Origin of the sequence: Pseudomonas sp. UC 17F4 (assembly GCF_900101695.1) — a bacterium.
Lineage (GTDB): Bacteria > Pseudomonadota > Gammaproteobacteria > Pseudomonadales > Pseudomonadaceae > Aquipseudomonas.
The window spans coordinates 2,432,661-2,452,024 of sequence record NZ_FNKV01000001.1 but is presented as its reverse complement, the minus strand read 5'-3'; the positions used below and the strand labels follow the sequence as shown (position 1 = coordinate 2,452,024).

Genomic DNA, 19,364 nt, shown 5'->3' with positions numbered 1-19,364 from the left:
AATCAAGCGGTCAGTTTACGCCGGGCCAGCGCCCCGCCCAAGAGCCCGCTGAGGCAACCGACCAACAGCCCGCCGACATGGGCGGCGTTGGCGATCTGGCCGAAGCCGAGCAGGCTGATCAAACCGGACAGGCACAGCAGCAGCCACACCAGCATCATCACCAGCACGCCGCGCGGCATGCGATACACCGGGTTGGGCGCCAGCCACTGGTACAGCCAGATGTGTCCGAGCAAACCGTAGAGCACCCCCGACAAGCCGCCGAACAGGCTCGGGCCGCCAAACAGGTACTGCGCAGCGTTGGACACCAGGCTGAACAGCAAGGTCAGGCCGAGCAGGTTCCATGGCCCCTGGCGCAGTTCGATGCGCCGGCCCAGTTCCCAGTACCAGAGGCCGTTCATGGCCAGGTGGAGGATGCCGAAATGCACCAGCATCGGCGTGAACAGGCGCCACCACTGGCCATCGGCAAGGCTGGCGGCCAAGGGGGTGAAGTACAGGTAGTCGCCCTGCACGCGAAAATCGAGGAAGGTCAGCCAGCTCAAGGTCGCGAAGTTGTCGCCAAGGCCAGTAAGGCCGGCGACGATCAGGCACAGCAGGAGGATCGCCGCCGTGGCCTTGCTGGCGCGCAACTGCTCGCCGATGCTCGGACGCGCCGGCGGCGCCAGGGCGGCATCGGCCGGCAGTTCGAACTCGGCATTGCCCTCGGGGAAACGCTGGTAAAGCTGGCGTACGTCTTCGGCGAGGTTCTCGGCCACCCACAACACCTGGTCACCGCCCTCCTCGCTGACCCGGTGCGGCACCTGCAGGCGCCGCAACAGGCCGACAAAGCCGCTGAGATCGGTACTCAACGGCATGCGTAATACCACCACTGCAGTCATTGGCTGGCCTCCGGCCGGTCGACATCAACCCAGACGAACTTGCGCGGGTCGATGCGGGTTTCAGCATCCAGGCGGTAAGCGACCAGTTTGCCGTACAGCACCGCACTGTAGTCCAGGCAGGCCAGGTTGGCGCGGATCGGCGCTGGTTTGCCGCTGCGCCAGTAATGGCCGACGAACAGCATCGGCTCGTCCTCGCTGTAGCGCAGCAAGGCGTTCTTCTGGCTGTGGCTGAGCGGCGCACTGGCCACCTGCTCGGGCAACGCATCGGGCTGGAAGACGATATCGCCGTAGGTCTGCGGGTCTTCTTCCCAGAACTTGGTGCGGAAAAACGCCCGGGTCAGGCCGTCGCCGCCAGTCAGGGTCAAACCGTCCGGCAGGCGCATGTCGGTGCCGCGCAACAGGCGGTTGCAGACTGTGGCGGCAAAGCTCTCAGGCACTGCCGAAGCCTGGATGAAATGCTCGTCGATGCGCCCGTCCGGGTACTGCTGGCGCAGGGGGTCGATCAGCCGCGCATCCCAGCAGGCATGGACAACGCGAAAACGCCCGGCGTCGATGAACAACGGCAGTTCGTAGAACCACTCGAGAAAGTCATGCCAGTCGCCTGGATGCTGTTCGAACTGGGTCAAGGTTTCGTAGATCAGCCGGCCGTGGCGCGGGGTGTGCTCGCGCACGTAGTGCTTGCCGCTCTCGGGCAGCGCCGGGGTGTTCCAGCCCAGGGCGTTGTACTCGTGGTTGCCCATGATGCAGTGGGCCTGGCCGGCCTCGACCATGTCATGGACGATGTGCAGCGCTTCGCGAATCCGCGGGCCACGGTCGATGATGTCGCCAAGGAACACGGCCTGGCGCGACGGATGCCGCCAGACGCCACCCTGGCGCTTGTAGCCGAGGGCGTCGAGCAGGCGTTCGAGGGTATGTGCACAGCCGTGCACGTCACCGATCAGGTCGAAACTGCGAGCGGGATCGAGCATCACTCGCCTCCACCACCCAGGCGGCTGCCCCAGCCGAGCTTGGTCCGGCATACCTCGTAGTAATTGTGATCCAGCGGATGGATCAGGCGCAGCTTCTGCGGCTTCTTGTTGACCGTGATGGTATCGCCAGGCGCGCAGGTGAAATGGTTCTGGCCGTCGCAGGAAATCTGCGGGTAGATCTGCAGGTCCTTGGACACGACGATCTTCAGCTCACTGTTGCCGTCAACCACGATCGGCCGCCCCGACAGCGTGTGCGGGTACATCGGCACGATGACGATGGCGTCGAGCTTGGGGTGCATGATCGGCCCGCCCGCCGACAGCGCGTAGGCGGTCGAGCCGGTCGGCGTGGCGACGATCAGGCCGTCGGCCTTCTGGCTGCAGACGAACTGGCCATCGATGTAGATCTCGAACTCGATCATCCGCGTCGACTTGCCCGGGTGCAGCACCACATCGTTGAGGGCGTCGCCCTGGCCGATGGCTTCGGCGTGACGGCGCACTTCGGCCTGCAGCAGGAAGCGGTTTTCCACCAGGTAGTGGCCGTCGAGCACCTCGGCGACCTTGACCTCCAGCTCATCGGGGCGGATGTCGGTGAGAAAGCCCAGGCTGCCACGGTTGATGCCCAGTACCGGAATGTTATGCCGGGCTAGGGCGCGGGCGGCGCCGAGCAGGCTGCCGTCGCCACCGACGACGATCACCAGGTCGCAGACCTCGCCCAGCAGCTTGCGGGTCGAGGTTTGCAGGCCGTGGCCGGGCAGGACTTCGGCGATGGTGTCCTCGAGGATCACGTGCAGATGCCGCGCCAGCAGGAATTTTTTCAGTCGGCGAATGGTATCGAGCACCTGGGAGCTGCCCAGACGTCCGATGATACCGATATTGCGAAATTGCTCCATGGGGCTCCAGGGCTCTGCGGCGGGTAAAGAGGCGATGCTCGCCAAAGAGTTCGATTATGGGCGAAAGCGCCGGGCAGCGGCAAACGCCGGAGAAATTCAGCAAGCGCGCAGGCTGAGCGGCTATGCTCGCAGAATGAACCCGTTTCCCAGCCTGACCGACCTGCCCCGCCAGTTGCGCCAGCCCCAGGTGCGCGACCTGGCCTGGGTGATCCTGGCGCCGCCGATGCTGCGCGACACGCCGTGGCCGCAGCGCCACCCGCTGGCGGCCAGCCGCTGGGTAGCCGAGCCTGAACAACTGCGCCAGTGGCTGCTGGCACAAGACCGCGACAGCCAGCCCCTGCTGCACTGGCTGGCCCAGGCCAGCACCCGGCGCCTGGGTTTGTACTACGAACGTCTATGGCAGTTCGTCCTCCAGCATGCTCCCGGCGTGACCCTGTTGGCTGCCAACCTGCCGATCCGCAATGGCGGGCACACCCTCGGCGAGCTGGACCTGTTGCTGCGCGACAGCGACGGTGTGCACCACCTGGAGCTGGCGATCAAGCTGTACCTGGGGCCGCAGAACGGCACGGGAGAGAACCCGGCGCAGTGGCTGGGGCCGGGTTGCCATGACCGCCTGGACCGCAAGCTTGCCCACCTGGCCGAACACCAGTTGCCGATTTCGGCGCGCGCGGAAAGCCGCGAAGCGCTGGCGGCGCTGGAGATCGAGCAGTTCAGTGCGCAATTGTGGCTGGGCGGTTACCTGCTCTACCCCTGGCCGGGGCAGGCGCAAGCGCCGCGTGGGGCCAACCCGCAGCATTTGCGCGGGCTCTGGTTGCATCAGCGGGACTGGGCGTCATTGCGGGCGCAAAGCGCGGCTGGTCGCTGGCAGCCGCTACCGCGCCATGCCTGGCTGGCGCCGGCCTGTTATCCGGCGCAGGACTGCTGGTCGGTGCAGCGCTTCGAAACCTGGCTGCAGGCCCTGGACCCGCTGGCACCGGCGCAATTGCTGGTAAGGCTGGTCGAGGGCGAGCGTGGCGAGTGGGAGGAAGCCGAGCGCTTGTTCCTGGTCTCTGACCTTTGGCCCAATCTTCCCGGGTAAATGGTTTTGTGGGAGCGGCGGTGCGACGCCTCGACTTGCCCCGCGATCAGGCCAGCCCTAAACCACCGTCAAGCGCAACGCCAGCGCCACCAGCGTCAGCAGCAACACCGGCAGCGTCAGCACAATCCCGACCTTGAAGTAATACCCCCAGCCAATCTTCACCCCCTTGCGCTCCAGCACATGCAACCACAACAGGGTCGCCAGGCTGCCGATCGGGGTAATTTTCGGCCCCAGGTCACTGCCGATCACGTTGGCGTAGATCATCGCTTCCTTGACCACCCCGGTGGCGGCACTGGCATCGATCGACAAGGCGCCGATCAGCACCGTCGGCAGGTTGTTCATGATCGACGACAGCACCGCGGTCAGCAGCCCGGTACCCAGCGCCGCACCCCACACCCCGCCGCTGGCGAATGCGTTGAGCCAACCGGCCAGGTAATCGGTCAGCCCGGCGTTGCGCAGGCCATAGACCACCAGGTACATCCCTAAGGAGAACACCACGATGTGCCAGGGCGCTTCTTTGAGCACCTTGCGCGTGGAAATCCTGTGCCCGCGTGCCGCCACCAGCAGCAACACCAGTGCACACACCGCCGAAATCGCGCTGATGGGGATGCCCAGCGGCTCAAGGGCAAAACAGCCGAGCAGCAGGATCGCCAGCACCAGCCAGCCGGCAACAAACGTCGCCGGGTCTTGCACCACGCTGCGCGGCGCATCCAGTTGCAGCGGGTCGTAGTCTGCCGGGATATCACGGCGGAAGTACCACAACAGCACCGCCAGGGTTGCCGCCACGGCAACCAGGTTGACCGGCACCATCACCGCCGCATAACGGTTGAAACCAATACCGAAGAAGTCGGCGGAGACGATGTTGACCAGGTTCGACACCACCAGCGGCAAGCTCGCGGTATCGGCTATAAAACCTGCGGCCATGACAAAAGCCAGGGTCGCCGCCGGGCTGAAGCGCAGGGCCAGGAGCATGGCCACCACGATCGGGGTGAGGATCAGCGCCGCGCCGTCGTTGGCAAACAACGCCGACACCAGTGCCCCCAGCAGTACGATGAAGCAGAACAGCCGCTGGCCACTGCCGCGCCCCCAACGCGCCACGTGCAGCGCCGCCCAGGCAAAAAAGCCAGCAGCATCGAGCAACAGGCTGATGATAATCAGGGCAATGAAGGTGCCGGTGGCGTTCCAGATGATCTGCCAGACCACCGGAATATCGCTCCACTGCACCACCCCGCAGAGCAACGCCAGCAGCGCCCCGCCCGTGGCACTCCAGCCAACGCCCAGGCCGCGGGGCTGCCAGATCACCAGGGTAATGGTCAGGAGGAATATCAGCGATGCCATCAGCATGAAGTACAAGCCTTGTAGAAATGGGGCACAAGCGCCGGATTCTAGCGACAGATCAAGGCCTGCGTGACCAATTTCTGCTGCAATGGCCGGGTAATCGGCTGGCAAGCGGTTACAGTTAGCTGACTGCGCCACAAGAGCGCGGACTTCGACCTGATGATGAGGAATACCCATGACGTTGAGCCAAAACCAGGCCCGCTATGGCGGTCTGTCGATTGCCCTGCACTGGCTGATGCTGGTGCTGCTGGCGGCGGTCTACGCCTTTATCGAACTGCGCGGCATGTTCCCCAAGGACAGCGCCGAGCGCGCGCTGATGAAAGACCTGCACTTCATGCTCGGCCTGACGGTATTCGTGCTGGTCTGGCTGCGCCTGGCCCTGCGCCTGGGCCGCCCGACCCCGCCGATCATTCCGGCGCCGCCGGCCTGGCAGACCGGCCTGGCGCACCTGATGCACCTGGCCCTGTACCTGCTGATGATCGGCCTGCCGCTGGCCGGCTGGCTGCTGCTCAGCGCTGCCAACAAGCCGATCCCGTTCTATGGCTTCGAGCTGCCGGCGCTTATAGCCCCGGACCCGGACCTGGCCAAGTTCATCAAGGGCTGGCACGAGCGCATCGGCACCTGGGGCTACTGGTTGATCGGCCTGCATGCTGTTGCCGGCCTGTTCCATCACTATGTGCAGCGCGACAACACCTTGCTGCGCATGTTGCCACGCAATAACTAGGCGAACCCGCGGCGGCCCTGCAGGCCGCCGCTGTGCAAAAAGATCAGCCGGGTGCCGGCGGCAAAAGCCCCCGCTTCGACTTCCCGGCGCAGCGCCAGCAAGGCCTTGGCGGTGTACAGCGGCTCCAGCGGCATGCCCGTTTCAGATTCGCAGTCGGCCATAAACGCCAGCAGCTCGTCATCGACCTTGGCAAAGCCGCCACGGCAGGCCTCATGCAGCCTGTAACCTGCCTTGCCAACCAGTGTTTCTACAGACTCGGGCACGCCGTGGTCCAGCGGTACGGCCAGGGCGCCATGCACCTCACGCCGGCCCGCCTCGGCCAACACCAACCCGGCCAGGGTGGTGCCGGTGCCGGCCGCCAGCCACCAGCCGTGGTAATCCGCCCAGCCCAGCGCCGCCAACTGCGCTTGCGCCTGCTCGACGATCAACGCACAACCCTTGGCGCCCAACGCCCCGCCACCGCCTTCGGCGACACATTGCCACCCCGGATAAAGCGCCTGCCACGGCTGCCAGAACCCCGGTTGATGACGCTCGCGATAACCGCCATACCCCAACCAGTGCAGCTGCATGCCAAAGGCTTGCAGGTCGCGCACGGTCGGGGTGTCCTGGGCATGGCCACGCAACAGCCCGGCGGTAGCAAAGCCGAAGCGCTTGCCCGCCGCCGCCAGGGCATGCAGGTGATTGGAATGGGCGCCGCCAAGGCTGATCACCCCGGGCGCCCCTTGGGCCTGGGCGATTCGCAGGTGTTCGAGCAGCTTGAACCACTTGTTGCCACTGATCAGCGGGTCGATCAGGTCCAGGCGCAACACCGCGAGCTTCACGCCATGAGGGCGTAGCCAGTTCAACGGCAAGGGTTGCAGGGGGGCGAGCGGAAGGTCGTCGAAATTGCCAATCATGGGCGGGGCACAACAGGGTTGCCAGGGCAACGCAGTGTAACAGCGCGACGGGCCGGGCGGCCCGCCGCGCTGCGCCGGTCAGAGCTCGGCGGCCAGACGCGAGCCCTGGTTGATGGCGCGCTTGGCGTCCAGCTCGGCAGCGACATCGGCGCCACCGATCAGGTGCACCGACTGCCCGGCGGCGAGCAGGCCGTCCTGCAGTTCGCGCAGCGGATCCTGGCCGGCGCAGATGACGATGTTATCCACAGGCAGCACCTGCAGCTCGCCCTCGGCGATACGGATGTGCAGGCCGGCATCGTCGATGTTCAGGTATTCGACGCTGTTGAGCATCTGCACCTGCTTGTTCTTCAGGCCCGTGCGGTGAATCCAGCCGGTGGTCTTGCCCAGGCCGTCGCCTACCTTGGTTTTTTTCCGTTGCAGGAGGAACACCTGGCGCGCCGGCGCATGCGGCTCGGCCTTGATCCCGGCCACGCCGCCGCGGGCTTCAAGCCGGGTATCGATGCCCCACTCCTTCCAGAACGCTTCACGGTCCTGGCTGGTGGCCACGCCCTGGTGCACCAGGTACTCGGAGACGTCAAAGCCGATACCGCCAGCGCCGATCACGGCGACCTTCTGCCCTACCGGCTTGCGCTGCAGCAGCACGTCCAGGTAGCTCAACACCTTGGCGTGCTCGATGCCAGGGATGGCCGGCAGGCGCGGGGCGATACCGGTGGCGAGGATGATCTCGTCAAAGCCGCCCGCCGCCAGTTGCTCGGCATCGACGCGGGTGTTCAGGCACAACTCGACACCGGTGGTCTGCAGCTTGCGCTTGAAGTAACGCAGGGTTTCATAGAACTCCTCTTTGCCCGGCACGCGCTTGGCCACGTTGAACTGGCCGCCGATCTCGCTGGCCGAATCGAACAGGGTCACTTCATGGCCGCGCTCGGCCGCCACGGTGGCAGCCGCCAGGCCGGCGGGGCCGGCGCCCACTACGGCGATACGCTTGACCTGGGTTACCGGCAGGTAATTGAGCTCGGTTTCGTGGCAGGCGCGCGGGTTGACCAGGCAGCTGGTCAGCTTGCCGCCGAAGGTGTGGTCCAGGCAGGCCTGGTTGCAGCCGATGCAGGTGTTGATCTCGTCGCCACGCCCGGCGGCGGCCTTGTTGACGAACTCCGGGTCAGCCAGGAACGGCCGCGCCATCGAGACCATGTCGGCGTCGCCCTCGGCAAGGATCTGCTCGGCGACTTCCGGGGTGTTGATGCGGTTGGTAGTGATCAGCGGGATCTGCACCGCGCCGCGCAGCTTGGCGGTGACCTTGGTGAATGCCGCACGCGGCACCTTGGTGGCGATGGTCGGGATCCGCGCTTCGTGCCAGCCGATACCGGTGTTGATGAGGGTCGCGCCGGCCTGCTCCACGGCCTTGGCCAGCTGCACGATCTCTTCCCAGCTGCTGCCGCCCTCGACCAGGTCGAGCATCGACAGGCGGAAGATGATGATGAAGTTCGGCCCTACCGCTTCGCGCACCCGGCGCACGATCTCCACCGCCAGGCGCATGCGGTTCTCGTAGCTGCCACCCCAGCGATCGGTACGCTGGTTGGTGTGGGCGGCGAGGAACTGGTTGATGAAGTAGCCTTCCGACCCCATGATCTCGACGCCGTCGTACTCGGCGCTTTGCGCCAGCAGCGAGCAGGTGACGAAGTCCTGGATCTGCTTCTCGATGCCCTCTTCGTCCAGCTCACGCGGCTTGAACGGGTTGATCGGCGCCTGGATCGCGCTCGGCGCTACCGATTTGGGGCTGTAGGCATAGCGCCCGGCGTGAAGGATCTGCATGCAGATCTTGCCACCGGCTTCATGCACCGCTTTGGTGACGATGCGGTGTTTATCGGCTTCTTCCGGCGTGCTCAGCTTGGCGGCGCCGGAATACACCCCGCCCTCCACGTTCGGGCCGATGCCGCCGGTCACCATCAGGCCGACGCCGCCACGGGCACGCTCGGCAAAATAGGCCGCCATGCGCTCGAAACCGCCGGGCTTTTCTTCAAGGCCGGTGTGCATCGAGCCCATCAGGGTGCGGTTGCGCAAGGTGGTGAAACCCAGGTCCAGCGGGGCGAGCAAATGCGGGTATTGAGCGGCGGCCATAGTGAACTCCACAACAGGCGTAATCACGGAATGCGGGCGCCTCGCCAAGGCTGGCGGGGCCCGTCAGTTATCTGAGGCCGACATTAAAGAGCCAGCGGGCGCGGCTCAATGACCGAAAGTGACAAGTTATTGATCCTGCTGCACTCGGGGTCTACCCTAGGGGCCGAATCCCTTTTCGGCGCTGTCCCGTTTCATGCGAAAACTTCTGTTGAGCGCCCTGGCGCTGGTTGTCATTGCCGTCCTCAGTGGCTACGGCTTCTGGACCGAGCAGCGCCCGGCCGGGCACTACCTGTCGGACCTGCGCATCGAGCTGGCCCTGAGCGAAGGCGTGCCGGCCGATCACGGCAACCTGCTGGGCGTCGAGCCGCAGCTGTTCCCCGGTGACTACCAGAGCCTGCAGCGCCTGCACCGCAAGCTGGCCGCCTACCTTGAACACGCCCGCGCCCAGGGCCTGGTCAACGCCAAAACCATCGTCATCCTGCCCGAACACATCGGCACCTGGCTGTGGGCCCGAGGCGAGAAGAGCGAGCTGTACCAGGTCACCCAACGCCGCGAAGCCCTGCAATGGCTGGAACTGAGCAACCCGCTGCGCTACGGCCTGGCCCTGCTCGGCGCCGAGGGTGACGACCGCCGTGCCGACGCCCACCTGCGGATGAAAGCCGGGCAGATGGCCGAGGATTATCAGCAGCTGTTTGGCGGTCTGGCCAAGGAGTTCGGCGTGACCCTGGTGGCCGGCTCCATCGTCCTGCCTGAACCTTACGTCGAGCGCGGTACCCTGCGCATCGGCTCCGGCGCCCTGTACAACGCAAGCCTGGTGTTCGCCAGCGACGGCTCGGTGCTCGGCCAGCCGCAACGCCAGCAGCACCCGGACAGTGAAGTGCGGCGCTTTATCAGCAGCGGCACCGATCAACTGCCACAGGTGCTGCAAACCCCGGCCGGGCGCCTGGGCGTGTTGATCGGCAGCGACAGCTGGTACCCGAGCAACCAGCAGCAACTGGCCAACCAGTTTGCCCAGATCGTCGCCAACCCGGTGTTTCTCAGCGGCCATGACAGCTGGAACGCGCCGTGGCGCGGCAACCGGCATCAACCCCTGGCCTCGTCGCTGGCGCTAAAGCCCGGTGAGGTGAGCGAACACGAAGCCTGGCAACGCCTGACCCTGAACGCCAACGCCGCCAGGGTCAGCAGCATGAGTGTGTTCCTGCGCGGGCGCTTCTGGGACCTGGCCGCCGATGGCCAGGGCTTTGCCCAGCTCAACGGGGTGAACCTGGGCGGCACGTCCAGCCCCGGTGCGCGCCTGCTGAACCTCTGGTTGTAGGGCATGAACCGTCCCCGCGTGCGCCTGGGCGACCTGTCGGTCGGTTTTATCCAGCCGCTGAGCGAAACCCTGCAGCAACGCGGCATCGATCCTACGGCCCTGCTCGCCCGCTACGGCCTGGAGCCAGCGCGCCTGGCCGAAGCCGGCGCGCGCCTGTCGATCCCGCGCTATATGCACCTGGGCCATGCCGCCATCGAACTGACCGGCGACCCGGCCCTGGGCCTGCGCATGGGCCACATCAGCCGCCTGGGCCAGGCCGGCCTGGCCGGCGTCACTGCGGCACAAGCACCCACCGTGGGCGAAGCGGCGCGCACCTTGTTGCGCTTCGAGCCACTGTACGCGGCCAACTACCGCGGGCACTCAAGCTTTCATGAAGACAGCAGCGGCGCCTGGCTACGGTTCTATTCGATCAGCCCGTACAACGCCTATAACCGCTTCGTGGTGGATTCGCTGCTGGCCGGCTGGCTGGCGCAGCTGTCGAGCCTGGCGGGTACGATGCTGCTGGCCGAACGGGTCGAGATCGAGTTCGAGGCGCCCGCCTACGCCGCCCACTACCAGGCATTGAGCTGCAACCCGGTGCAGTTTGGCGCCGCCACCAATCAACTGCGCCTGAGCCGCGCCAACCTGGCCCTGCGCAACCCGGCGCACTGCCCAAGCACCTGGCAGCACTTGCTGCAGCTGTGTGAGGCCGAGCTTGAGCAACGCACGCGGATACGCAGCCTGGGCGAGCGCATCGCCCACCTGCTGGGGCCGCTATTGAATGGCGGACGGGAACCGGATCTGGAGGAAGTGGCCAGGCACCTGCAATTGCCGACCTGGACCCTGCGGCGCAAGCTGGCCGAGGAAGGCACGCAGTTTCGCGCCATCCTCAACGATACCCGGCGCGATCTGGCCATGACCTATATCCGTGACACGGAACTGGCCTTTGGCGAGATTGCCTACTTGCTCGGGTTTGCCTCGGCGGAGGCGTTTCAGCGTGCGTTCAAGCGCTGGAACGGCATCACCCCGGGCGAGTTTCGCCGCAGCCAGCGGCGTACCGGCTGATTACAGCTCGGTAGCGTCTTCGGCCGGCTCGACCGGGTCGAGCTCAATGGCGCGGTATTCGAGTAGTTCTTCTTGATAGTCGTCCATCGTCTGCTCCGTTGTTTCTCATTCATGTCATTGATTCATCAACGAGCCTAAAGTGCCGCGATGAAAGAAAAATGACAATGACGCTTATCAAAACAACGTAGCAGAGACGGGCGAATTTACAGCGGCGCCTGCTCGCTGCTGGCCGGTGCTACCGGGGCGATGGTCGGGGTCGGCTCTACGGGTGCCGGTGTGCTGCTGTCCTGGACGCTGATTGGCGCAGCTTCGGCGGGCGGCGGCACCGGCTGCGAGCCACTGCTGTCATCCACCACCGGCGCGGCCGGCACTTCGGCAGCCGGGGCCGGCGACGGTTCGCTGACCGGTACGCCAGCCGCTGGTGCTTCAACCGGAGCCGGAGCCAGGGCGGCCGCTGGTGCTGCCGGCGCGGTCTCGGGCACACCCAGCTCCACCGCTGGCTTGGCTGCAGGCTTTGCCTCAGCCTTCTTCTTGGTTTCCTTGGGCAGGAAACTTTCCACCAGGGCGAAGTAACGCTCGTAGAACTTGGCCGAGGTCACGGTCTCGCTGGCAACCTTGACCATCGAATCGTCACTGGAGCCGATCGGCATCGACACCGAACCCAGCACGCCAACGCCGAGGCTGGCCGAGGTGTTGGATTTTTTCAGCGCATAGCGATCCTGCAGGGCGTTGGCGAACATGGTCGAGCGCTGCTCGTCGCCGCTGTCGCGGGCACAGACCACGTTGAAGCTGATCTGCAGGTGCGAATCGCCAGTCTGCTGGAAGCTCTTGTTGCCATTGACCTGGCCAGCGTCGCTGCTGGTGATGATATAGCCCTGGCTGAGCAAGGCACGGCGCGCCGCTTCGCAGGTACCGGCTTCACTCACCGCAAAGCTGCGCGAGAAGGTACCCGAGTCGTCGAAATTCTCGTGTTCGTAAATGGCAGCTTTCTTCGAAGAACAGCCGGAAACACCCGCCAGCACAAGGGCCAGCCCGAGCGCACCGCAGACGGTTGACTTTGACATTGCAAATCCTGAGGAAACGGTCGGCGCCTATTGTGCAACACATCGACGGAATGCTGAAACCACAGGCGGGCAATCACCGCAGAAAATTCATACAAGGGGCCAGTGATCGCCCCTGATGCCGGGGTTTGACCATTGGTCGATAAACCCACAAATCCTTCGCTCAAGCCCTACGAACAGATCGGACTCATCCGACTTTTGCCCTGCCCATTCTACGACTACGCTGGCAACTAGCCATCACCGCCTACCGGTCGACAGGAGTTATCTCGGTGAAAAACCTATCTGTGAAAATCAAGTTGCTGCTTGGCTTTGCGCCCATTCTGGTACTGATGGTGCTACTCGCCATTACCGCCATCAACAGCTTGAACACCCTGACCCAGCGCGCCGATCGCCTGGTGTCGGTCAACTACATCCTCGACAACCTCAATGAAATGCGCGCCGCCCAGCTGAGCTTCGAGCAACGCCGCGAAGGCAGCTTCGCCAGCCAGCTGGTACAGGCCCACCAGGAGGCCAGCCGCCTGGTCGAGGAAAACCTCGGCGCCCTGCCCGATGCCGACTCGCAGCGCCTGCTCAAGGCCACTGGCGATGATCTCAAGCAGTACCTGCAACAGTTCGAGCAACTCAAGGCGGCCAGCGGCGGCACCCTGCTGCAGAGCAAGCTGCATGACCAGTTGCTGCAGACCGTGCATCAGGGCCTGGAGGCGATCAACCAGTTGATCACCCTGCAGAACCAGAAGAGCACCGAGGAATCCAGCGACAGCCGCAGCCTGATGCTGGGCTTGCTGTTCGCAGCCCTGGTGCTGGGCGTGCTGATCAGTGCGCTGATCATCCGCCAGGTCACCCAGCCGCTGCGCCAGGCGGTGGAAATTGCCCGGCGCATTGGCCAAGGCGACCTGACCAACACTGCCAGCGAACCACGCCGCGACGAATTCGGCCAGCTGTTGCAGGCGCTGGCGCAAAGCGGCGAGAACCTGCGCGAGATGCTTGGCCAGGCCGGGCATGTCACCCGCCAGCTGTCGACCGCCGCCGAGGAGCTGTCGACCATCACTGAACAGACCAGCGCCGGCATCACCAGCCAGAAGGTCGAAACCGACCAGGTGGCCACGGCAATGAGCGAGATGGTTGCCACCGTCCAGGAAGTCGCGCGTAACGCAGAAGAAGCCAGCGAAGCCACGCACCAGGCCGACAGCCAGGCCAAACAGGGCAACCGCGTAGTGCAGCAGGCCCTGAGCCAGATCGGCCAGCTGGCCGACGACATCGGCAATTGCGCCAGTGCGGTCAGCCAATTGTCGGAAGAAAGCGAGCGCATCGGCACCGTGATGACGGTGATCAACGCCATTGCCGAACAGACCAACCTGCTGGCTCTCAACGCCGCCATCGAGGCGGCGCGCGCGGGTGAGGCCGGGCGCGGCTTTGCCGTGGTCGCCGATGAAGTGCGCGGGCTGGCCCAGCGCACACAGCAATCAACAGCGCAGATCGAGACGCTGATTCTGTCGTTGCAACAAGGCGCGCAGAAAGCCGCCGAAATGATGCAAGCCAACCAGCAACAGGTCGGCGGTACTGTGGAATTGGCCAACCAGGTCGGTATCGAGCTGCAGGCCATCACCCAGACCGTGACCGGCATCCAGACCATGAACCTGCAGATCGCCACCGCCGCCGAACAGCAGAGCAGCGTCGCCGAATCGATCAACCGCAGTGTGCTCAGCGTGCGCGACGTTGCCGAACAGTCGTCCACCGCGTCGCAGCAGACGGCGGCTTCGTCGGTGGAACTGGCGCGCCTGGGCAGTGAACTGCAACAGCTGGTGGCGCGCTTTCGGGTGTAACCGGTAAGTCAGCCGAACAGGCCGCCGTCGTCGCTGTCGATAACGATCGACGACAGGCTCACATGCCGCGGCCGGGTCACGGCAAACAGCACGGCCTCGACCACGTCACGGTTGGTGCCGCGCTCGCCCTTCTGGCGCTGGGCGGCGGCCTCCCAGGCCGGTTGCGTCGGGCAGATGTCGTCCAGGTACGGCGGGTGCACGCACAGCGAACGGATCGGCGTACCGGCCAGTTGCTGACGCAACCCCTCTGCCAGTGCACGCTGGGCCTGCTTGGCGGCGTAGAACGGCACTGAGACGCTGTGCAAGGCGGCATTGGGCAGCGCGCTGATCGAGCCTATGGTGACGATGTCCGGGCGCTGAGAGCGGCGCAGAGAGGCCAGCAAGCCCTGGGTGAAGAGGAAGGTACCGGTGACCGCAGCGTTGATCACGCCGTGGACCTCTTCAGGAGAATAACTTTCCTCGTTGTGCTCCAGCCACATGGCGCCGTTGTTGATCAGCAGATCGATAGTGGGGAAGCGCTGGCTGATGGCCTGCGTTGCGTGGGTAACGCTGGCGCTGTCGGCGAGATCGACCTGGACAGTCAATGGCAGTTGAGCGGTGCGGGTTTCGATCGTGGCAGCGACTTGGGCCAGGGCTGCTTCGTTGCGGCCACAGAGCACGACCTTGCAACCAGCGTCGGCCAGGGAGATGGCCAACGCGGCACCCAGGCCGCGTCCGGCACCGGTGATGACCGCGATCGAGTCTTGAAGATTGTTCATCCTGAACCTCAGTGGAAGACTTGAGGCGCTAGCATACCGGTTGTGCGGACTGGATGCAGACCAAGCAGGCCTGAAAAGCATCGCGGGTCAAGCCCGCTCCCACAGAGTGGGAGCCGGCCTTGCTGGTGATGAACGTACCACGGTGCCAAAATTTCGGCACAAAAAAAGCGACCCGAAGGTCGCTTTCTCTGGTACTGCAATATGGCGCAGCGGACGGGACTCGAACCCGCGACCCCCGGCGTGACAGGCCGGTATTCTAACCGACTGAACTACCGCTGCGTGTCGTGCTCACCCGGGCTGCGCAAAGGCTGCAAATCCCGGGCACAAAAAAAGCAACCTCAGGTCGCTCTCTTTGTTGCTTCGAGGAGTTCAAGGGCCTCGAAGCGAAGATGGCGCAGCGGACGGGACTCGAACCCGCGACCCCCGGCGTGACAGGCCGGTATTCTAACCGACTGAACTACCGCTGCGTATCGTACAGGCTTGCGCCCGCTTGAAACTGGGATCTGGCTACAAGGCTGTTTGGCCCTGGAACCTCAAACCGGTCGTTAAACCGATCTGGAGAAAAGTGGCGCAGCGGACGGGACTCGAACCCGCGACCCCCGGCGTGACAGGCCGGTATTCTAACCGACTGAACTACCGCTGCGCATATGGACTTGCGTCCGGTTCCTCTCTGGTAACACCTTCTTGCGAAAGTGTCGGGTCAGGAACATCTCAGGAAGTGGTGGGTGATGACGGGATCGAACCGCCGACCCTCTGCTTGTAAGGCAGATGCTCTCCCGGCTGAGCTAATCACCCGTGTGCTTCGCTGAGGTGGCGAAATTTACGCAGGTATCTAACCTAAGTCAATAGCCTGATTGAAGTTTTTTTCACGGAGGTGGAAAAAACAGCTTCAAGGTTCAAGCTGCAAGCTACAAGAAAAAGCAAAATCAAAAGCACAACGCGGACGTCTTGTCGCTTGCCGCTACCGATAAATCATCTTCTTGGTCATGCCGCCGTCGACCACGAATTCCTGGCCGGTGACGAAGCCGGCGTTGCGCGACAGCAACCAGGCCACCATCGCCGCCACGTCTTCTACCGTCCCTACCCTGCCCGCCGGATGCTGAGCATGGTCGGCTTCGGTCAGCGGCTCGGCACGGCGCTGGGCTGGATCACGGGCGTCGATCCAGCCGGGGCTGACGGCGTTGACGCGAATCTCCGGGCCCAGGCTCATGGCCAGGGCATGGGTCAGGGCCAGCAGCCCGCCCTTGCTCGCGGCATAGGCCTCGGTGTCGGGCTCCGATTGCCCGGCGCGCGTTGACGCCAGGTTGACGATCGCCCCGCAATGGGCGCGCAGGTACGGCGCACAGTGCTTGGCCAGCAGCATCGGGCCGCCGAGGTTGACCGCCAGCACCCGGTTCCAGTGGGCCAGGCTCAGGCTTTCGAGGGTGGTGTTGTGCGGGTCGGCAATCGCCGCGTTGCATACCAGGGCGTCGAGCCGGCCAAACTGGCCCAGCACTTCGGCCACGCCGGTCATTACCTGGGCTTCGTCGGCGACATCCATGCCGACGAACCAGGCGTTGTCACCCAGCACCTTGGCCACTTTCGCGCCACGGGCCCGGTCGAGGTCGGTGAGCACCACCTGCCAGCCTTCGCTGATCAGCCAGGCGGCAATGCCCAGGCCGATGCCCCGCGCCGCGCCGGTGACCAGGGCGACGCGGCCGTTATGGCTGCTGTCGCCCACCGACCAGTCGATCACAGTGCCGCCAGCCCGCGGGCCAGGTCGGCCTTGAGGTCAGCGACGTCTTCCAGCCCCACGGCAACCCGGATCAGGCTGTCGCGAATGCCGGCGGCCTCACGCTCCTGCGGCGACAGGCGGCCGTGGGAGGTGGTGCCCGGGTGGGTGATGGTGGTCTTGCTGTCACCCAGGTTGGCGGTGATCGAAATCAGCCGGGTGGCATCGATGAAGCGCCAGGCGCCCTCTTTGCCGCCCTTGACCTCAAAGCTCACCACTGCACCGAAGCCGCTCATCTGCTGCTTGGCCAGCTCGTGCTGCGGATGGCTGTGCAGGCCCGCGTAGTGGACCTTGTCGATACCGTCCTGCTGCTCCAGCCATTCGGCCAGGGCCTGGGCATTGGCGCAGTGGGCGCGCATGCGCAGGTTGAGGGTCTCAAGGCCCTTGAGGAAGATCCAGGCGTTGAACGGGCTCAGGGACGGCCCGGCGGTGCGCAGAAAGCCCACCACTTCTTTCATCTGCTCGCTGCGCCCGGCAACCACGCCGCCCATACAACGGCCCTGGCCGTCGATGAACTTGGTCGCCGAATGCACGACGATGTCGGCGCCCAGCTTCAGCGGCTGCTGCAAGGCCGGGGTGCTGAAGCAGTTGTCGACCACCAGCTGCGCGCCCTTGGCATGGGCGATTTCAGCCAGGGCAGCAATATCCACAAGCTCCGCCAACGGGTTGGACGGTGACTCGACGAACAGCAGCTTGGTGTTGGCCTTGATCGCCTGGTCCCAGCCGGCCAGGTCGGTCAGCGGCACGTAGTCGACCTGCACGCCAAAGCGCTTGAAGTACTTCTCGAACAGGCTGATGGTCGAACCGAAGACGCTCTGCGACACCAGCACATGGTCGCCGGCGCTGCACAGGGCCATGACGGTCGAGAGAATCGCCGACATGCCGGTGGAGGTGGCAACCGCTTGCTCGGCGCCTTCAAGGGCGGCGATGCGCTCTTCGAACGCGCGTACGGTGGGGTTGGTGTAGCGTGAATAGACGTTGCCTGGAACCTCGCCGGCGAACCGCGCGGCGGCATCGGCCGCCGTACGGAACACATAGCTGGAGGTGAAGAACAGCGGATCGCTGTGCTCACCTTCCGGCGTGCGATGCTGGCCGGCGCGTACCGCCAGCGTGTCGAAAGCGACCCCTTCGAGGTCGCTGTCCAGGCGCCCGGCATCCCATTCCTGTGTCATGCCGCTGCTCCTAACTTAGTTGTTGTAGAGGTCGATGATCGCGCTGACCGCCTGGTTCTTGACCTTGGAGGCGTCGTTGCGCGCCTGCTCGATCTTGTCCAGGTAGGCTTCGTCGATGTCGCCGGTGACGTACTTGCCGTCGAACACCGCGCAATCGAAATGCTCGATCTTGATCTTGCCACCGCCGACCGCTTCGATCAGGTCCGGCAGGTCCTGGTAGACCAGCCAGTCGGCGCCGATCAGCTCGGCGACATCCTGGGTGCTGCGGTTGTGCGCGATCAGCTCGTGAGCGCTCGGCATGTCGATGCCGTAGACGTTAGGGAAGCGCACCGCCGGGGCGGCCGAGCAGAAGTAGACGTTTTTCGCGCCGGCTTCGCGGGCCATCTGGATGATCTGCTTGCAGGTGGTGCCGCGCACGATCGAGTCGTCGACCAGCATCACGTTCTTGCCGCGGAACTCCAGCTCGATGGCGTTGAGTTTCTGGCGTACCGATTTCTTGCGCGCGGCCTGGCCGGGCATGATGAAGGTACGGCCGATGTAGCGGTTCTTGACGAAGCCTTCGCGGAACTTGACGCCCAGGTGGTTGGCCAGCTCCAGCGCTGCGGTGCGGCTGGTGTCGGGAATCGGGATGACCACGTCGATGTCGTGGTCAGGGCGCTCGCGCTGGATCTTCTCGGCCAGCTTCTCGCCCATGCGCAGGCGCGCCTTGTACACCGAGACGCCGTCGATGATCGAGTCAGGCCGGGCCAGGTAGACGTGTTCGAAGATGCACGGCGACAGTTGCGGGTTGGTCGCGCACTGACGGGTGTGCAGCTTGCCCTCTTCAGTGATGTACACCGCTTCGCCCGGCGCCAGGTCACGGATCAGGGTGAAGCCCAGCACGTCCAGAGAAACGCTTTCGGAAGCGATCATGTACTCGACGCCTTCGTCGGTGTGACGCTGACCGAAGACGATCGGGCGGATACCGTTGGGATCGCGGAAACCGACGATGCCGTAGCCGGTGATCATCGCCACCACCGCGTAACCGCCAACGCAACGGTTGTGCACGTCGGTGACCGCGGCGAACACGTCTTCTTCGGTCGGTTGCAGCTTGCCACGCACCGCCAGCTCATGGGCGAAGACGTTGAGCAGCACTTCCGAGTCAGAGCTGGTGTTGACGTGGCGCAGGTCGGACTCGTAGATCTCCTTGGCCAGCTGTTCGACGTTGGTCAGGTTGCCGTTGTGCGCCAGGGTGATGCCGTAGGGCGAGTTGACGTAGAACGGCTGGGCCTCGGCCGAGGTCGAGCTGCCCGCGGTCGGGTAGCGCACGTGGCCGATACCCATGTGACCGACCAGGCGCTGCATATGGCGCTGCTGGAATACGTCACGGACCAGGCCGTTGTCCTTGCGCAGGAATAACCGGCCATCATGGCTGGTCACAATACCGGCAGCGTCCTGGCCGCGGTGCTGGAGGACGGTTAGCGCGTCATACAGCGCCTGATTGACGTTCGACTTACCGACGATACCGACGATGCCACACATGCGACGCAACCCCTA

At 64.7% G+C, this 19,364-nt stretch carries 16 protein-coding genes and 4 tRNA genes; 5 read left to right on the top strand and 15 right to left on the bottom strand.

Annotated features, from left to right (window positions below):
* Positions 1-2: 2 nt before the first annotated feature.
* Genes BLR26_RS11440 through BLR26_RS11430 form a run of 3 tightly spaced genes read right to left on the bottom strand, consistent with a single transcriptional unit; the run spans position 3 to position 2,733 of the window.
* On the bottom strand, positions 3-875 hold the full coding sequence (locus BLR26_RS11440) for a rhomboid family intramembrane serine protease (protein WP_045195066.1): 873 nt from the start codon (positions 873-875) through the stop codon (positions 3-5).
* Positions 872-1,843, bottom strand: coding sequence for a metallophosphoesterase (locus tag BLR26_RS11435; protein ID WP_093380644.1), 972 nt, complete (start codon positions 1,841-1,843; stop codon positions 872-874). The genes BLR26_RS11440 and BLR26_RS11435 overlap by 4 nt, the downstream gene beginning before the upstream one ends.
* The gene (locus BLR26_RS11430; protein WP_045195070.1) at positions 1,843-2,733 is read right to left on the bottom strand and encodes an NAD(+) kinase; all 891 of its coding nucleotides are present in this window, start codon (positions 2,731-2,733) and stop codon (positions 1,843-1,845) included. The genes BLR26_RS11435 and BLR26_RS11430 overlap by 1 nt, the downstream gene beginning before the upstream one ends.
* A gap of 133 nt (positions 2,734-2,866) precedes the next feature.
* Between BLR26_RS11430 and BLR26_RS11425 the strand changes: the two genes are divergently transcribed.
* Complete coding sequence (locus tag BLR26_RS11425) at positions 2,867-3,811, top strand: DUF1853 family protein (RefSeq protein ID WP_093380641.1); 945 nt, start codon at positions 2,867-2,869, stop codon at positions 3,809-3,811.
* Between the two features lie 57 nt (positions 3,812-3,868).
* On the opposite strand, the gene BLR26_RS11420 is transcribed toward BLR26_RS11425, so the two are convergent.
* Positions 3,869-5,155: an arsenic transporter gene (locus BLR26_RS11420; protein WP_045195073.1), complete on the bottom strand. Its 1,287-nt coding sequence runs from the start codon at positions 5,153-5,155 to the stop codon at positions 3,869-3,871.
* A gap of 169 nt (positions 5,156-5,324) precedes the next feature.
* On the opposite strand from BLR26_RS11420, the gene BLR26_RS11415 reads away from it, so the two are divergent.
* Positions 5,325-5,873, top strand: a complete 549-nt coding sequence (locus BLR26_RS11415) for a cytochrome b (RefSeq protein WP_093380638.1) — start codon at positions 5,325-5,327, stop codon at positions 5,871-5,873.
* Here the strand turns inward: BLR26_RS11415 and BLR26_RS11410 are convergent.
* Entirely contained in the window at positions 5,870-6,769 is a 900-nt protein-coding gene (locus BLR26_RS11410) for a 1-aminocyclopropane-1-carboxylate deaminase/D-cysteine desulfhydrase (protein WP_093380635.1), read from the bottom strand. The genes BLR26_RS11415 and BLR26_RS11410 overlap by 4 nt on opposite strands.
* Before the next feature lie 78 nt (positions 6,770-6,847).
* Positions 6,848-8,884 (bottom strand): NADPH-dependent 2,4-dienoyl-CoA reductase, encoded by a 2,037-nt coding sequence (locus BLR26_RS11405; RefSeq protein WP_093380632.1) that lies wholly within the window; start codon positions 8,882-8,884, stop codon positions 6,848-6,850.
* Positions 8,885-9,077: 193 nt separating this feature from the next.
* On the opposite strand from BLR26_RS11405, the gene BLR26_RS11400 reads away from it, so the two are divergent.
* Together BLR26_RS11400 and BLR26_RS11395 are read left to right on the top strand one after the other, a co-directional pair.
* Positions 9,078-10,199, top strand: a complete 1,122-nt coding sequence (locus tag BLR26_RS11400) for a carbon-nitrogen hydrolase family protein (RefSeq protein ID WP_093380630.1) — start codon at positions 9,078-9,080, stop codon at positions 10,197-10,199.
* A 3-nt stretch (positions 10,200-10,202) separates the two neighbouring features.
* On the top strand, positions 10,203-11,243 hold the full coding sequence (locus tag BLR26_RS11395; protein ID WP_093380628.1) for an AraC family transcriptional regulator: 1,041 nt from the start codon (positions 10,203-10,205) through the stop codon (positions 11,241-11,243).
* A gap of 203 nt (positions 11,244-11,446) precedes the next feature.
* Here BLR26_RS11395 and BLR26_RS11390 read toward each other — a convergent pair whose 3' ends face one another.
* Positions 11,447-12,307 carry a DUF2242 domain-containing protein gene (locus BLR26_RS11390; RefSeq protein WP_093380626.1) on the bottom strand — a complete coding sequence of 287 codons (861 nt, stop codon included), beginning with the start codon at positions 12,305-12,307 and terminating at the stop codon, positions 11,447-11,449.
* A gap of 266 nt (positions 12,308-12,573) precedes the next feature.
* Here BLR26_RS11390 and BLR26_RS11385 point away from each other — a divergent pair, with 266 nt between their 5' ends.
* A complete protein-coding gene (locus tag BLR26_RS11385; RefSeq protein WP_249744410.1) occupies positions 12,574-14,127 on the top strand; it encodes a methyl-accepting chemotaxis protein in 1,554 nt (517 codons plus the stop codon).
* 8 nt (positions 14,128-14,135) lie between these two features.
* Here the strand turns inward: BLR26_RS11385 and BLR26_RS11380 are convergent, their stop codons facing one another.
* The 8 genes from BLR26_RS11380 to purF form a co-directional block, all read right to left on the bottom strand.
* Complete coding sequence (locus BLR26_RS11380; RefSeq protein ID WP_093380624.1) at positions 14,136-14,885, bottom strand: SDR family oxidoreductase; 750 nt, start codon at positions 14,883-14,885, stop codon at positions 14,136-14,138.
* A gap of 202 nt (positions 14,886-15,087) precedes the next feature.
* Positions 15,088-15,164, bottom strand: a tRNA-Asp gene (locus BLR26_RS11375).
* Positions 15,165-15,275: 111 nt separating this feature from the next.
* Positions 15,276-15,352: transfer RNA gene (locus tag BLR26_RS11370), tRNA-Asp, on the bottom strand.
* Between the two features lie 99 nt (positions 15,353-15,451).
* Positions 15,452-15,528, bottom strand: a tRNA-Asp gene (locus tag BLR26_RS11365).
* A gap of 76 nt (positions 15,529-15,604) precedes the next feature.
* Positions 15,605-15,680: transfer RNA gene (locus BLR26_RS11360), tRNA-Val, on the bottom strand.
* Between the two features lie 166 nt (positions 15,681-15,846).
* On the bottom strand, positions 15,847-16,605 hold the full coding sequence (locus tag BLR26_RS11355) for an SDR family oxidoreductase (protein WP_174242333.1): 759 nt from the start codon (positions 16,603-16,605) through the stop codon (positions 15,847-15,849).
* A gap of 11 nt (positions 16,606-16,616) precedes the next feature.
* Positions 16,617-17,828 carry an O-succinylhomoserine sulfhydrylase gene (locus BLR26_RS11350; RefSeq protein WP_093380622.1) on the bottom strand — a complete coding sequence of 404 codons (1,212 nt, stop codon included), beginning with the start codon at positions 17,826-17,828 and terminating at the stop codon, positions 16,617-16,619.
* Between the two features lie 15 nt (positions 17,829-17,843).
* The gene (purF, locus tag BLR26_RS11345) at positions 17,844-19,349 is read right to left on the bottom strand and encodes an amidophosphoribosyltransferase (RefSeq protein ID WP_010223267.1); all 1,506 of its coding nucleotides are present in this window, start codon (positions 19,347-19,349) and stop codon (positions 17,844-17,846) included.
* Between the last annotated feature and the right edge of the window lie 15 nt (positions 19,350-19,364).